The organism is Streptomyces sp. WG5 (genome assembly GCF_049974565.1).
Classification (GTDB): Bacteria; Actinomycetota; Actinomycetes; order Streptomycetales; family Streptomycetaceae; genus Streptomyces.
This window is the reverse complement of sequence record NZ_JBNGGC010000034.1, coordinates 29666-44767: the sequence shown is the minus strand read 5'-3', so window position 1 is coordinate 44767 and position 15102 is coordinate 29666. Positions and strand designations below refer to the sequence as shown.

General features: G+C 71.7%; 11 protein-coding genes. 2 read left to right on the top strand and 9 right to left on the bottom strand.

From position 1 onward, the window contains the following. Window positions 1-71: 71 nt before the first annotated feature. The 5 genes from ACP4IX_RS29030 to ACP4IX_RS29010 form a co-directional block, all read right to left on the bottom strand. Window positions 72-2414 (bottom strand): ABC transporter permease, encoded by a 2343-nt coding sequence (locus ACP4IX_RS29030; RefSeq protein WP_426523832.1) that lies wholly within the window; start codon window positions 2412-2414, stop codon window positions 72-74. Continuing rightward, window positions 2411-3100, bottom strand: coding sequence for an ABC transporter ATP-binding protein (locus ACP4IX_RS29025; protein WP_426557437.1), 690 nt, complete (start codon window positions 3098-3100; stop codon window positions 2411-2413). The genes ACP4IX_RS29030 and ACP4IX_RS29025 overlap by 4 nt, the downstream gene beginning before the upstream one ends. After that, the gene (locus ACP4IX_RS29020; protein ID WP_426523834.1) at window positions 3097-3621 is read right to left on the bottom strand and encodes a PadR family transcriptional regulator; all 525 of its coding nucleotides are present in this window, start codon (window positions 3619-3621) and stop codon (window positions 3097-3099) included. Before ACP4IX_RS29020 ends, ACP4IX_RS29025 begins: the two co-directional genes overlap by 4 nt. A 176-nt stretch (window positions 3622-3797) precedes the next feature. Further along, window positions 3798-4139 (bottom strand): hypothetical protein, encoded by a 342-nt coding sequence (locus tag ACP4IX_RS29015; RefSeq protein ID WP_426523835.1) that lies wholly within the window; start codon window positions 4137-4139, stop codon window positions 3798-3800. Beyond that, on the bottom strand, window positions 4136-5083 hold the full coding sequence (locus ACP4IX_RS29010; protein WP_426557435.1) for an SPFH domain-containing protein: 948 nt from the start codon (window positions 5081-5083) through the stop codon (window positions 4136-4138). Before ACP4IX_RS29010 ends, ACP4IX_RS29015 begins: the two co-directional genes overlap by 4 nt. Window positions 5084-5354: 271 nt before the next feature. Here ACP4IX_RS29010 and ACP4IX_RS29005 point away from each other — a divergent pair, with 271 nt between their 5' ends. After that, window positions 5355-7664, top strand: coding sequence for a transglycosylase domain-containing protein (locus ACP4IX_RS29005; RefSeq protein ID WP_426523837.1), 2310 nt, complete (start codon window positions 5355-5357; stop codon window positions 7662-7664). Between the two features lie 70 nt (window positions 7665-7734). Here ACP4IX_RS29005 and ACP4IX_RS29000 read toward each other — a convergent pair whose 3' ends face one another. The 4 genes from ACP4IX_RS29000 to ACP4IX_RS28985 form a co-directional block, all read right to left on the bottom strand. Further along, complete coding sequence (locus ACP4IX_RS29000) at window positions 7735-9801, bottom strand: SpoIIE family protein phosphatase (protein ID WP_426557433.1); 2067 nt, start codon at window positions 9799-9801, stop codon at window positions 7735-7737. A gap of 295 nt (window positions 9802-10096) precedes the next feature. Beyond that, entirely contained in the window at window positions 10097-10813 is a 717-nt protein-coding gene (gene fomD / locus ACP4IX_RS28995) for a cytidylyl-2-hydroxypropylphosphonate hydrolase (RefSeq protein WP_426523839.1), read from the bottom strand. Between the two features lie 109 nt (window positions 10814-10922). Continuing rightward, a complete protein-coding gene (locus ACP4IX_RS28990; RefSeq protein ID WP_426523840.1) occupies window positions 10923-12326 on the bottom strand; it encodes a class II fumarate hydratase in 1404 nt (467 codons plus the stop codon). A 77-nt stretch (window positions 12327-12403) separates the two neighbouring features. Beyond that, window positions 12404-14071: a fumarate hydratase gene (locus ACP4IX_RS28985; RefSeq protein WP_426523841.1), complete on the bottom strand. Its 1668-nt coding sequence runs from the start codon at window positions 14069-14071 to the stop codon at window positions 12404-12406. 221 nt (window positions 14072-14292) lie between these two features. Between ACP4IX_RS28985 and ACP4IX_RS28980 the strand changes: the two genes are divergently transcribed. Next, window positions 14293-15000: a DUF1707 SHOCT-like domain-containing protein gene (locus ACP4IX_RS28980; RefSeq protein WP_426557431.1), complete on the top strand. Its 708-nt coding sequence runs from the start codon at window positions 14293-14295 to the stop codon at window positions 14998-15000. Window positions 15001-15102: the final 102 nt, after the last annotated feature.

Below are 15102 nucleotides of genomic sequence, written 5' to 3'. Positions count from 1 at the left end.
GGAGGCGGTTCGACCACCCGAGCGGACGCGGGTCGATCACGGCGCCCGGCCGGCACCACGCACCGGCGGAGTCACTCCGTGCGCAGGCCCTCCGGCCGCATCAGCCGCAGCAGCGGCGGCAGACTCAAGAGGGTCACCACCAGGACGACCGCGGCGCCGATGCCCGTCATGGCGAGGACGCCGGCCCAGTCGACGCCGACCGGGGTGGACGTCATCTTCAGGAGCACCGTGCCCAGCGTCAGGCCCACCACCACGGCCAGCAGCAGGCCCAGCGCGATGGGGACAGCGGTCTGCCACAGCACCGACATGCTCAGTGTGCGGCGCCGGGTGCCGAAGGCGACCAGGGCCGACAGCAGCTTCTTCCGCTCGCGCAGCTGCTCCAGCTGCGAGACCAGCAGACTCGCGCCGATCAGCGCCAGCACACACGCCGCCCCGACGAACAGACCGGTGCGGATGGCGTCGAACCGGCCGGTCCGCTCCGTCGCCGACCACGTCATGGTGTCCGTCAGCGGATGGAGGGCCGCCGCGGAGTTGCGTACCCGGTCGTGCACGTCCGCCACCGAGTCGTCCAGCTTGAGGTAGGCGTGCCCGGTCAGGCCGGGCGCGAGCGTGGCCGGCATCGCCTTCGGCGTGATCAGGAAGCCGCCCCGGTCGATCCCGGCCAGCAGGCGCTGAAGCGGCTTCGCCGCCTTGACGCCCTGCGGCACCGTCCAGGGGATCTCCCGGCCCTTCGGGCCGCCCTCGTAGGTCGGGTCCAGGTACAGCTTCCGGCCCGGCGCGGCCAGCTTCGTCATGTCCTCCCCGGTGTCCCACTCGGCACCGTGGACGGCGAACACGTCCCCGTCCTCACAGGAGGTCAGGCGGGCGATCTCCCGCAGCGACGCGCAGTCGCCCACGGTCATCATCGTGCCGTGGTCCGGGGTCCGGGGGCGGTCGCCGAGGTAGCCCTCGGAGTAGCCGTAGACCGCCGTCACGCCCTCGGTGTCCCGGAACTCGTCGGCCGCCTGCGCCGCCGGCACCTCGCTCGGCAGGACCGCCTCCATCTGAGCCCACGACACGTCCTGCCCGGTGGACCTGGTGTAGTCGTCGTCCACACCGGCGAAGAGCATCTGCAGCGCGATCGCCCCGGCGACGGCCACGGCGATGCCGTTGACCATGCGGGCCGCCGTGCCGCTGCTCATCTGCAGCCGGCGCACGGCCAACTGCCAGGCCACGCCGCCGGAACCGAGCCGGGCGACGACGGTCTCCACGATCCACGGCAGCAGCGCGGTCACGCCGACCAGGAGCAGCACGACACCGCCGGTCACCAGGTACTGGTTGAAGTCGCCGTTCTCGCGCCCGTTGCCGACCATCGGGTAGAGCATGGCCAGTCCGGCCAGCGGCAGCAGCAGCCGCCACCACAGCCGGCGCCTGGCCGGGCGGCCCGCGCGGACCACGCCGAGCGGTTCGATGACCACCCCGCGCAGCGCGAACAGCGTCACCAGCACCGCCGCCGCCGGCACCGCCACCGCGACCAGCAGGGCCAGCAGCGGCGAGGGGTTGAGATAGCTCGGGAACACGCTGATGCGGTACACCTCGGCCGTGCCCGCGAGCTGACGCCCGACCAGGAAGAACCCGGTGCCGAAGACCAGCCCGAGGATCGCGCCCGCCATCGCCTCGCCGGCGGCGACGCGCCGGGTCATGCGGCCGTCGGCGCCCACCAGACGCAGTGCCGCGAGCCTCCGGTCCCGCCGCTCGCCGCCGAACCGTACGGCGGCGGCGATGAAGACCGCGACCGGTGTCAGCAGCACCACGAAGACGACGAGGACCAGCAGGAGCAGCACCGGGTCGGACTGCTCCTCCCCCGGGTCCGGGTCGCCGAACCGGTCGATACGCTCGATCCGGCCGGGATCGATGTGCTGCTCGAGCCCTTCCGCGCCCCGGTAGAAGGCGAGTTCGGCCGAGCCGATCAGCCCGCTCTCCCCGATCGTGCCGACGATCCGGTCCGACAGCCGTTCACGCAGCAGCGCGCCGGAGTCCGACTCCAGCAGCTCCCTCAGCGCGGGGGAGACCACCATCTCGCCCACCGCCGGGAACTCGTCCACCCCCGGCGGCAGCGGTGCCCGCGGCCCGTCGGGGTCCAGCGCCCGGCCCCGGACGTCGTCGTCGCGGAAGTTCGCGTCGAGCCTGGCGACCACGAGCGTGTCGTTCGCCTTCGGTATCTGCTCGGAGCTGAAGGTGATGTCGGAGCGCGCCGCCTCCCGGTCGTGCCGGACTTCGAGCGCGTTCGGGACCGCCGTCGTCAGCAGGAGCAGCGCCACGCCGAGCCCGACGCCGACGGCCGTCAGCACGGCCCGGGTCCACCCCTCGCGCCCGCCGGTGAAGGCGAAGCGGACGCCCATGGCCAGGTCCCGGCTCCACTGCCGCACGCTCATACGGCGCGCTCCATGTCCCGGGACTTGCCGTCCCGTACGACGATCTCCCGGTCGGAGTAGGCGGCCACCCGCGCCTCGTGCGTGACGAGGACGACGGCGGCGTTGGTGGTGCGGGCGGCGTCCGTGAGGAGTTCCATGACGCGTTCGCCGTTGAGGGAGTCCAGGGCGCCGGTCGGCTCGTCGGCGAAGAGCACGCGGGGGCTGGTGACCAGCGACCGCGCCACCGCGACCCGCTGCCCCTGGCCGCCGGAGACCTCGCCGGGCCGCTTCTTCCTCAGGTCGTCGACCTCGAGGCGCTGCATCCAGGTCAGCGCGGTCCGCTCGGCCTCCTTGCGGGGGGTGCCGTTCAGACGCAGCGGAAGGGCGACGTTCTCCACGCACGTCAGCTCCGGCACGAGCTGCCCGAACTGGAAGACGAACCCGAAGTCCGAGCGGCGCAGCGCACTGCGCTGGGCGTCGCTCATGCCGGACAGCTCCCGCCCGCCGTACGTGATCGTCCCCGAGTCGGGCGGCACGATGCCGGCGAGGCAGTGCAGCAGCGTCGACTTGCCGGACCCGGAGGGGCCCATCACGGCGACGACCTCGCCGGGGTGGATGGAGAACTCCGCGCCGTCCAGGGCGAGGGTCGGGCCGTAGGCCTTGCGCAGCTGCTCGGCCGAGAGCAGCGAACCTGCGGGGGGAGTCATCGGGTTACCGCCTCACGGAGCTTGTCGAGGCGCGCGGCGGTCAGTTCCAGCCAGCGCAGGTCGGCCTCGAGATGGAACAGGGCGTGGTCGCAGATCAGCTGGTCGGCGAGGTCGCCCTTGCGCTTGCGGTCGGTGAGGATGCGCATGCTGCGCAGGTGCTCCGAGCGCTGCGTGTCGAGGACGTCGGCGGCGTCGCGGTGGGTGAGCAGTGCGAGGACGACCTTGGTGTACAGCGTCGACTGGAGGTACGGCTCGGGCTTCTCGGGCGTGGCGAGCCACCGCTGTACGTCGGTGATCCCCGCGTCGGTGATCGCGTACCGCTTGCGCTCGGGGCCGCCGCCCGCCTCGATGCCGTCGACGACGACGAGGCCGTTCTTCAGCAGGCGGGACATCGTCGAGTAGACCTGGCCGTAGTGCAGCGGCCGGTCGTGACCGAACTTCTCGTCGAAGGCACGCTTCAGGTCGTAACCGTGGCGTGGCCCGGACTCCAGGAGCCCCAGGAGGGTGTGACCGATGGACATGCCGATCACTCTACACACGGTGTATACGCGCTATGTATACGTCGTGTGCAGAGCCTGTGGCGGCGCGTACGGGAGTGCAGGTCGGGGCCGATTGTCACGGTTGTGCCACGCCGGACGCCGCGCCTCGGGGAGGTGAGGTGGAGTGGGGCGAGGCGGCCCGGCCTGCCCGGCTTTCGTCAGGAGGGGGGTGAGGGGGGCGGGCTCGTCCCCGGTCCCGCGCCCGTCCCGGGGCCCGGTCCCCGGCCCCGGGAAGGACGGCCCCGGCGGGGCAGTGGTCCGGTGTCCGAGGGCAGCCGGCCCGCCTCCGAGAGTGCCCTGCGGAGCAGGAACTCGATCTGGGCGTTGGCCGAGCGCAGCTCGTCGCCCGCCCAGCGGGCCAGCGCCTCGTACACCTGGGGGTCCAGTCGCAGCAGCACCTGCTTGCGCTGCTGCGGCCGGCGCTTCGGGGCCGGGCCCCCGGCCGGGAGGCCGCCGGGCGGCCGGGCCTCGGACGGGGAACCCTCGGGTGAGGTCGTCACTGGTAGAGCGTCCCCGTGTTCAGGACCGGCTGGGCGGCGCGGTCCCCGCAGAGCACGACCATCAGGTTGGACACCATCGCCGCCTTGCGCTCGTCGTCCAGCTCCACGATCCCCTGCTCGCTGATCCGGGCGAGCGCCGCCTCGACCATGCCGACCGCGCCGTCCACGATCTGCCGCCGTGCCGCGACCACCGCGCCGGCCTGCTGCCGCTGGAGCATCGCGGAGGCGATCTCCGGCGCGTACGCGAGGTGCGTGAAGCGGGACTCGATGATCTGCACGCCGGCCGCCTCCACGCGCGCGTGCAGCTCGACGGCGAGCTTCTCGGTGATCTCCTCGGCGTTGCCGCGCAGCGAGAGGCCGTCCTCGTCGTGGGCGTCGTAGGGGTACTCGATGGCGATGTGCCGCACGGCCGCCTCGGTCTGGGTGGAGACGAACTCGATGTAGTCGTCCACCTCGAAGGTGGCCTGTGCGGTGTCCTCCACCCGCCACACCACGACGGCGGCAAGCTCGATCGGGTTGCCGTAGGCGTCGTTCACCTTCAGGACGGCCGTCTCGTGGTTGCGCACCCGCGTGGAGATCTTGGTGCGCGAGGTGAGCGGGTTCACCCAGCGCAGCCCGTCCTGCCGGATCGTCCCCCGGTACCGCCCGAAGAGCTGCACCACCCGGGCCTCGCCCGGCGCCACCATGTTCAGCCCGGACATCGCGAGGAAGGCGGCCAGGGCGATCACGACGCCCGGGATGATCAATGCCGCCTTGCCTCCCGACGAGTCGACCGCCGTGGCGGCGGCGAGCAGGCCGGCGCCGGCGATCAGCCCGATCAGTCCCAGCAGCAGCGCCAGGCCGCCGCCGATGCTGTGCGCCTGTATCTCGCGCACCCGTGGTGCCGGCATCTCGGGCACATCCGCCGTGACCTGCGAGGTGTCGTGCGCGTCGTGTGCGGACATGAGGGGTCCCCCGTTCTCGCGGGGCGCGCTCGCGCACGCCCCGGCGACTATCTTCGGTCTAGCTAAGTGATATCACTTTACCTCGTGATGGCAACCCTTGACCCCTCTCGTACGTCGGTTCCTTGGGAGCGGGTGCTGATTCTCACGTCCGTACAAGGCCGGATCGGCAGCCGTTTGCCACATCTCCCGGTGTTAGCTTTCTGAGCTGATGTGAGCGGCGAACCTGTGTGACACGTGAGCGCACATGAACGAAGCGGAGCGGATCGGACCCATGGGACGAGCGGAAGAGAGAAAAGCGCGACAGCGCGGTGGCCGCCGCGCGGCGCCGAAACGCCGCCGTCCGTCGGGCGCGGGCGGGAAGAGCGGCATACGCAGGTTCTTCACCTGGAAGAAGGTCCTCGGCACCTTCTTCGGCCTCTGCCTGCTCGGCATGGGCGCCTTCATCGTCCTGTACATGGTGATCGAGATCCCCGAGGGGAATCCCGAGGCGGAGCTGCAGAGCAACGTCTACAAGTACAGCGACGGCAGCATCATGGCCCGCACGGGCGAGCGCAACCGTGAGATCGTCGACCTGGCCAAGGTGCCCAAGGAGGTCCAGCGCACCTTCGTCGCCGCCGAGAACAAGACCTTCTACAAGGACTCCGGCGTCGACCTCAAGGGCACCGCGCGCGGTGTGCTCAACACGCTCTCCGGCAAGGGCGCGCAGGGCGGTTCGACGATCACCCAGCAGTACGTCAAGAACTACTACCTGTCCCAGGAACAGACGGTCACGCGCAAGCTGAAGGAACTGGTCATCTCCCTGAAGCTGGACCGGGAGAAGCCCAAGGACTACATCCTCGCCGGCTACATCAACACCAGCTACTACGGCCGTGGCGCCTACGGCATCCAGGCCGCCGCGCAGGCCTACTACCGCGTCGACGCGGAGGAGCTGACGGTCGAGCAGGGCGCGTACCTCGCCGCGCTGCTCCAGGCGCCGAACCAGTACGACTGGGCGATCGCCAGCGAGACCGGCAAGAAGCTCGTCCAGGAGCGCTGGAACTACGTCCTGGACAACATGGTCGGCGAGGGCTGGCTGAGCGGGTCCGACCGCGGGGGCATGACGTTCCCGGAGCCCAAGGAGCCCAAGGCCGCCGCCGGGATGGAGGGGCAGACCGGGTACCTGGTCGAGGCCGCCAACTACTCGCTCAAGAAGCAGCTCGTCGCCCAGGGCGCCGCCGAGGACATGGAGCAGGCCAAGGCCCTGGTGGACCTGGGCGGCTACACCGTCACGCTCAACGTCGACAAGAAGAAGCAGGCCGAGCTGGAGAAGGCGGTCAAGGCCAAGCTCACCAGCAAGCTGGACCCCGAGAAGCGCGAGGTCGACGCCGACGTCCAGGCCGGTGCCGTCTCCGTGGACCCGAAGACGGGCGCGGTCCTGGCGATGTACGGCGGCGTGGACTACGTGAAGCACTACACGAACAACGCCACCCGTGACGACTACCAGCCCGCCTCCACCTTCAAGCCGGTGATCCTCGCCGCGGCCGTGGACCAGGACGCCGAGACGCAGGACGGCGTGCCGATCACGGCCAACACGATCTACGACGGCACGAGCGAGCGCCCCGTGATGGACGGCGACCGCGAGGTCGGCTTCGCGCCCCCCAACGAGGACGACGTCGACTACGACGACATCACCGTCCAGGACGCGATGAACAAGTCCGTCAACTCCGTCTTCGCGCAGATGGGCATCGACGTCGGCATGTCCGAGGTCATGAAGGTCGCCGGCGACCTCGGCATGGACACCGAGGGCGTGCAGGCCGTGCCCGCCCAGACCCTGGGCAGTATGGGCGCCAGCCCGCTGGAGATGGCCGGCGTCTACGCCACCCTCGACAACCACGGCAAGAAGGTCACCCCGGCCATCGTGAAGTCGGTGGAGCACAAGGACCGCACGGTCGAGATGCCCGACCCGATCGGCGAGCAGGTCATCAGCCGCGAGGCCGCCGACACGGTGACCTCGGTGCTCACCGGCGTGGTCGACGACGGTACGGCCAAGAAGTCCGTGCGGGAGAACCCGCTGCGCGACGGCCAGCAGGTCGCCGGCAAGACGGGTACGTCCGACAACAACAAGTCGGCCTGGTTCACCGGCTTCACCCCCGAACTGGTCACCTCGGTCGGCCTGTTCGGTGAGGACGACAAGGCGCCGCACCCGCAGGTCGCCATGTACAAGGCGGGCGGCGTCGACCACCGCGTCAACGGTGGTGGCTTCCCCGCGGAGATCTGGGCCGCGTACACCTTCGGCGTCATGGACGGGATCAGCAAGTTCGACCTGGAGACCAAGCAGGGCAACGCGGTGAAGCCCAGCAAGTCGCCGACGGGCTCCGAGTCGCCGACCCAGTCGCCGACGCAGGAGGAGACGACCGAGGCGCCGCCGTCCAACGAGGCGACGACCGAGGCGCCGCCGTCCAGGGAGCCGACGACCGAGGCGCCGCCGTCGGGCAGCCCGTCGTCCGAACCGCCGCCGTCGGGCAGCCCGTCGTCCGAACCGCCGACGAGCGGGGAGCCGACGCAATCGGAGGACCCGCTCTTCCCCGGCGCGGACTGGTAGAAGCAGCAGCCGCGGGAACACGACGGAGGGGCGCCCGGAGGTCCGGGCGCCCCTCTCGCGTGCACGGGCCTCAGCCCCGGTTCAGCTCGAACCAGACCACCTTGCCGGTGCTCAGCCGCGTCGCGCCCCAGCGCCGGGCCAGCCGGTTCACCAGGTACAGCCCGCGCCCGCCCTCGTCCGTGGCGCGTGCCTGCCGCAGCCGGGGCAGCTGCGGCACGTCGTCGCCGACCTCGCAGCGCAGCACGTCCGTGCGCAGCAGCCGCAGCGTGACCGGCTTCGAGGCGTACCGCACGGCGTTGGTCACGACCTCGCTGACCAGCAGCTCCACGGAGTCCGTGAGGTCCTCCATGCCCCAGCGGGCCAGCGCGCGCCGGGCCAGGCGCCTGGCCCGGCCGGGAGCCGTGTCCTCGGGCTCCAGGTACCAGTACGCCACGTCGCTGGGCGCGATGCCGTCGAAGCGGGCGGCGAGCAGGGCGATGTCGTCGTCCCGGTCGCCCGGCCCGAGCATGTCCAGCACCTCGTCGCACAGGGCTTCCAGGGGCGGCGGATGGTCGGGCCCGGTGAGCTGCGCGGTCGCGGCGAGGCGCTCCCGCAGCTGCTCTATGCCGGTCCACACGTCCCGCAGGCGGGACTCGACCAACCCGTCCGTGTAGAGGAGCAGGGTCGCGCCGGCGGGGGCGTCCAGCTCCACGGCCTCGAAGTCCACGCCGCCCACGCCGATCGGGGCGCCCGCGGGCACCCGCAGCACCTCGGCGTGGCCGCCCAGGTGCAGCAGCACGGGCGGCGGGTGTCCGGCGTTGGCGACGGTGATGCGGTGCGCCACCGGGTCGTACACGGCGTACAGGCAGGTCGCCATGCGGTCGGTGCCCAGGCGCTGGGCCTGTTCGTCGAGGTGGTGCAGCACCTCCTGCGGCGGCAGGTCGAGCCCGGCCAGGGTCTGCGCGGTGGTCCGCAGCTGGCCCATGATGGCCGCCGACGTCATCGAGTGCCCCATGACGTCCCCGACGACCAGCGCGACCCGGCTGCCGGGCAGCGGGATGGCGTCGTACCAGTCGCCGCCGACCCGCGCCGTCTCCGCGGCCGGGAGGTAGCGGGAGGCCAGCCGCACGCCGGTGCAGCGCGGCAGGGTCTCCGGGAGCATCGTGCGCTGCAGCTCGTCGGCGATGTACGCCTCCCGCCCGTACAGCACCGCCTTGTCGATGCCGAGCGCGCTGTGCGTGGCGAGCTGGGCGGCGACCAGCAGGTCGTCGGCGTCGAAGGCGACGCGCTCGGGACCGCGCAGGAACAGGGCGGCCCCGATCACCCGGCGCCGGCCGCGCAGCGGCGCGAGGATCGCCCGCCGGCCGTCGGGCACGGCGAAGTCCCCGTCGTCACCGAGTAGTTCCGGAAGGGCGGCGCGGGCGGCGGGGGTGTCCGCGAAGACCGGACGCACCCCGCGCAGCACCTCGGCGAGCGCGCTGCCCGGCCGCACCTCGCACAGCTCGGAGCCCACCGTCTCCAGCTCGGAGGGCTCCGGCTGGACCGCGGGCGTGAACCCGCCCTCGGTGTCCCGCTCGACCGGAATCCGGTCGGTCCGGCGCAACCGCAGCACCAGGGGGCCCGTGGGCCGCTCGTCACCGACCGGCAGCGGCTCCCGCAGATAGACGAGGATCGCGTCCGCGAACGTCGGCACGGTGGCCCGGCACAGCCCCATCACGATCTCGTCGAGGTCCATGCCCCGGGCGATCCGCCGGGTCGCGGCTCCCACGAACCGCAGCCGGTCCCCGTCCCGCCGCATGGGCGTGGGCCGCCCGGGCGTGGTGGGCTGCCCGGTCCGGCGCTCCGGTGGTGCCCCGGGGCCGGGAACGGCTCCGGCTCCGGTCTGCGCGCCGCCGGGCTGGACCGGTACGCCTTCGGGCGCGGGCCGCGGGCGGTGCGTACCGGGCTCGGTGGCCTGCCCGGCACCCGGCTGGGCGTGCTCGAAGGCGGCGGGGGAGTCCGCGCCGGCGGCCGGCGGTGTCTCTCCGGCGCGCCCCTGTGCGGGTAACGGGGCACCGAGGGCGCGCGGCTGCACGGGGGTAGGCAGGAGCGCCCCGCGGGGATCCGCGGGGTCGCCGCCCGTCGGGGGGCGGTCGAAGGAGGTCGGGTGCTCCGTCACGCGTGTCGAATCCGTCCGTCCGGGACTGCCCGCGGCGCGTGCAGTTCGTCCCGCAGAAATCCCGATACCCGGAATACGTGCCCCGGGAACGGGATTCCCGCGTGGTCAGAGGCTGTTCCTGTGTCGCCGGCGGACCGTCTGCGGCCCGTGTCCGGGTTGCCGTCGTACCCCTCGCTCACGTCCTGCCGCCCCTCGGTGACGATCGGTCAAGCACAGCGCACGCCCCGCCGGTTGCTGCCGCACTTCCTTGCGGAGGACGATCCTACGTTTCCTGCCCGGGGGCGTATCAAGGGTCTCATGAGGACGCATGCGCGGGCGTGCGGTCCCAGTCACCCGGCAGTGAAGGTACCGCCCAGGACGGATCGGGTCGCCAGTGTTCCCAGCCGTCCGCGTACGGGGAGCCCCAGGAACGGATCTCCGCCACCGCCGCGCGCCCCGCCGCGCGCACCCGCCCGGCGAGCCGGGCGTCCATCAGCCGGTCCCGCTGGGCCTGCGCGAACTCGTCCTCGTCCCGCCAGTGCCAGGAGCGGTCCGGGTGGACGGAGATGTCCAGGAAGTGGTCCTCGGAGTCGACGCCGCCCTCCCAACGGGTCAGCGGCTCCTCCAGGTTCACGTACCAGTTCTTGAACCGCCAGCCCGGATCCCAGAACAACCACACCGACCAGGGCTCGCCGGGCCGTGCCAGCTTCAGCACGCCCGTGCCGAACCACCGGTCGCGCTGCACCGCGCGCGGCTTGGTGTAGCGCGACGCCAGTGGTTCCAGGTGTACGGGCGTGCCGTCGGCGAGCACCGGCTTCACGCACTCGGTGCCGGGCGCCAGCCACACGGCGAGCAGGCCGGCGTCGTCCCGTACGACGGTGACGGGGCGTGCGATGTGGGGGCGGGGGCCGCCGTTCTCCCGGTACCGCCACAGGATGTGGCTGCCGGGCGCCCAGTACCTCGCCGGGGCCTTCGGGCCGCCGGTCGTCGCCTCCGCTTCCGTCGCGGCGCTCACCGCTTCACCGTCTGTCATGGACAGATATTAGGTGCCCGGGCCACGTGACGCGCCGGTGATCGCGACGAACGCCCGTCACGGGCGCCCGCCTCCACGGCGAGCGCCCGCCTCCCCGACGGCCGTCCGGTCACGGGCGGGTCATCCGCAGCACGTCCAGCGCCTCGTCCAGCTGCTCGTCCGTGAGGTCGCCGCGCTCGACGTACCCGCCGTCCAGCACGACCTGACGGATCGTCTTCCGCTCGGCCAGCGCCTTCTTGGCGACCTTGGCGGCCTCCTCGTACCCGATGTACTTGTTGAGCGGTGTGACCACGGACGGCGACGACTCGGCGTACTCGCGGGCCCGGTCCCGGTGGGCGACGATGCCGTCGACGGTGCGGTCGGCGAGCAGCCGCGAGACGTTGGCGAGCAGCCGCACCGACTCCAGTACGTTCTTGGCGATGACCGGCAGCATGACGTTGAGCTCGAAGTTGCCGGCCGCTCCGGCGGCGGCGACGGTCGCGTCGTTGCCGGTGACCTGGGCGGCGACCATGAGTACGGCCTCGGGGATCACCGGGTTGACCTTGCCGGGCATGATGGACGACCCGGGCTGGAGGTCGGGCAGCGAGATCTCCGCGAGCCCGGTCCGCGGCCCGGACGCCATCCACCGCAGGTCGTTCGCGATCTTCGTCAGGCCGACCGCGACGGTCCGCAGCTGCCCGCTGGTCTCGACGATGCCGTCCCGGGCGCCCTGCGCCTCGAAGTGGTCGCGCGCCTCGGTCAGCGGCAGCCCGGTCGCGCGGGCCACCTCCGCGATGACGGCGGCGGAGAAGCCGGGCGGGGTGTTGATCCCGGTGCCGACGGCGGTGCCGCCCAGCGGCAGCTCGGCCAGGCGCGGGAGGGACGCCTCCAGCCGCTCGACGCCGTACCGCACCTGGGCCGCGTACCCGCCGAACTCCTGCCCCAGGGTGACCGGCGTGGCGTCCATGAGATGCGTACGCCCGGACTTCACCACGTCGGCGAACTCCTCCGCCTTGCGCTCCAGGGCGCCGGCGAGGTGGTCGAGGGCGGGGATCAGGTCACGGGTGACGGCGGCGGTGGCGGCGATGTGGATCGACGACGGGAAGACGTCGTTGGACGACTGGGAGGCGTTGACGTGGTCGTTCGGGTGCACGTCCCTGCCGAGCCGCTCGGTGGCCAGGGTGGCGATGACCTCGTTGGTGTTCATGTTGGACGAGGTCCCCGACCCCGTCTGGAACACGTCCACGGGGAAGTGCGCGTCCCACTCGCCCTCGGCGACCTCGTCCGCCGCCTCCTGGATCGCGGCGGCGACGTCCTCGTCCAGGACCCCCAGCCCGGCGTTGACCTTGGCCGCCGCGCCCTTGATCCGGGCGAGCGCCTCGATGTGCGCGCGCTCGATGCGCTGCCCGGAGACGGGGAAGTTCTCCACCGCCCGCTGGGTCTGGGCCCGCCACTTGGCGTGGGCGGGCACCCGCACCTCGCCCATGGAGTCGTGCTCGGTGCGGTACTCGGTCCTGTCCTGCTCGTCGGTCATCGACGATCACCTCCACGTCTCACAGCGTCCGCGACGCGACCACTGTTCCCCGTGGAGGCGGACCGTCACCACCGCTGTCAGGCGAGTCCGGGACCCCGTACCGGGATGGACGTGAACGTCGGCGCGGGCGCCGGGTCCTGGAAGAAGTCGTTGCCCTTGTCGTCCACCACGACGAACGCCGGGAAGTCCTCGACCTCGATCTTCCAGACCGCCTCCATGCCGAGCTCCTCGTACTCGACGACCTCGACCTTCTTGATGCAGTCCTGCGCGAGCCGCGCCGCCGGCCCGCCGATGGAGCCGAGGTAGAAGCCGCCGTGCGCGTCGCACGCGTCCGTGACCTGCTTGCTCCGGTTGCCCTTGGCCAGCATCACCTTGGAGCCGCCCGCCGCCTGGAACTGCTCCACGTAGGAGTCCATGCGCCCGGCCGTCGTCGGACCGAAGGACCCGGACGCGTACCCCTCGGGCGTCTTCGCCGGACCCGCGTAGTACACCGGGTGGTCCTTCAGGTACTGCGGCATCTCCTCGCCCGCGTCCAGCCGCTCCTTGATCTTGGCGTGCGCGATGTCGCGGGCCACGACCAGCGGGCCGGTCAGGGACAGCCGGGTCTTGACCGGGTGCTTCGTCAGCTCGGCCAGGATGTCGTCCATCGGCTGGTTGAGGTCGATCCTGACGACGTCGCCCTCCGACTCCAGCTGCTCGTCCGTCGTCTCCGGCAGGAACCGCGCCGGGTCGGTCTCCAGCTGCTCCAGGAAGACGCCCTCGGCGGTGATCTTCGCGACCGCCTGCCGGTCCGCCGAGCAGGACACGGCGATGGCGACCGGGCAGGACGCCCCGTGCCGCGGCAGCCGCACGACCCGCACGTCGTGGCAGAAGTACTTGCCGCCGAACTGCGCGCCGATGCCGATCTTCTGCGTCAGCTCGAAGACCTTCTCCTCCAGGTCCTGGTCCCGGAAGCCGTGCCCGAGCTCCGAGCCCTCGGCCGGGATCTCGTCCAGGTAGTGCGCGGAGGCGTACTTCGCGGTCTTCAGCGCGTACTCGGCGGACGTACCGCCGACCACGATCGCCAGGTGGTACGGCGGGCAGGCGGCCGTCCCCAGCGAGCGGATCTTCTCCTCCAGGAACTTCATCATGGAGGCCTCGTTCAGGACGGCCTTCGTCTCCTGGTAGAGGAACGACTTGTTGGCGGACCCGCCGCCCTTCGCCATGAAGAGGAACTTGTAGGCGCCGCCGTCGGTCGCGTACAGCTCGATCTGGGCCGGGAGGTTGGAGCCGGTGTTCTTCTCCTCCCACATGGTGAGCGGAGCCATCTGCGAGTAGCGCAGGTTCAGGTTCTGGTAGGCGTCGTAGATGCCCCGGCTCAGGGCCTCCTCGTCGCCGCCCGCCGTCAGCACGTTCTGCCCGCGCTTGCCCATGACGATCGCCGTGCCGGTGTCCTGGCACATCGGCAGCACGCCCGCCGCCGCGATGTTCGCGTTCTTCAGCAGGTCCAGCGCCACGAACTTGTCGTTGCCCGACGCCTCGGGGTCGTCGATGATGCGGCGCAGCTGCGCCAGGTGGGCGGGGCGCAGGTAGTGCTGGATGTCGTGGACGGCCTCCTCGGCCAGCTTGCGCAGCGCCTCGGGCTCCACCTTGAGGAAGGTCCGCCCGTCGGCCTCGAAGGTGGAGACACCCTCGGAGGTCACCAGCCGGTACGGAGTGGTGTCCTCTCCCTGGGGGAGCAGATCGGTGTACGCGAACTCAGGCATCTCGCCCATTCCTCACTCGGCATGACGCGCGGCTGGATTCCTCAGCAACGACGGCTGGCCTCCGTTGGCAGCGTCCACCAGCGTAAAACCTGCCGTCGGCGGCGGGCTTGTGAGGTAAGGCTCAGTAGCCGCGACAGGAGTGGTGTGCGGCCCGGACGGGGACGCGACGAGGTTGTCCACAGGGCTGGTCGCGATCTATCGCGTTTGGGTACGCTGCTGCCGTGGACCTTCAGAAGCACGCCCGACCGCAGGACGCGGCCCCGCGCGGTACCGCACCGCGCGTCTCCGAGATGCGCGCCTCGGACGCCGACCGCGACCGCATCACCGACATGCTGCGCGACGCCCTCGCCGAGGGGCGGCTCACCGCCGAGGAGCACGCCGAGCGCGTCGAGGGCGTGCTGGCCGCCCGGACCGTCGGTGAGCTGGACGTCTTCGTGCGGGACCTGCCCGCCGCGCACGCCGGGCGGGACACGGCCGCCGCCCCGGCCCCCGACCGCCCCATCGCCGGCGCCGTCCCGGCGGCCCCCGACGAGAACGTGGTGGCGGTCTTCAGCAGCGCCGTCCGCAAGGGCCGCTGGCGGGCGAGCCGCCGCATCCACGCGTACGCGGTCTTCGGCAGCGTCGAGATAGACCTCAGCGAGGCGGTCTTCGCGCACCAGCAGGTCGTGATCAAGGCGTTCGCCGTCTTCGGCAGCGTCGAGGTGCGCGTCCCGGAGAACGTCTCGCTGCGCGGCGCGGGCGGCGGGGTGCTCGGCAACTTCGAGGTCCACGCCCTCGACTCGGCCGAGGCCGAGGCCCCCGTCATCTACGTGGACGGCTGGGCCGTGCTGGGCAGCGTCGAGGCGCGCCCCAAGCGCGGCAGGATCGTCGCGGACCTCCTGGACCGGGTGCACCGGAAGGTGGACAAGGGTTTGCGCAAGCACGTGTAGCGCGGCGACCGGTGGCGGTTGGAAACCCAGTGCATAGGCGCGCGTACAACGGGTAAGCCTTGACGCATCGTCTCTCGCTCGCGAAGCCGTCGTCAGGAGTAG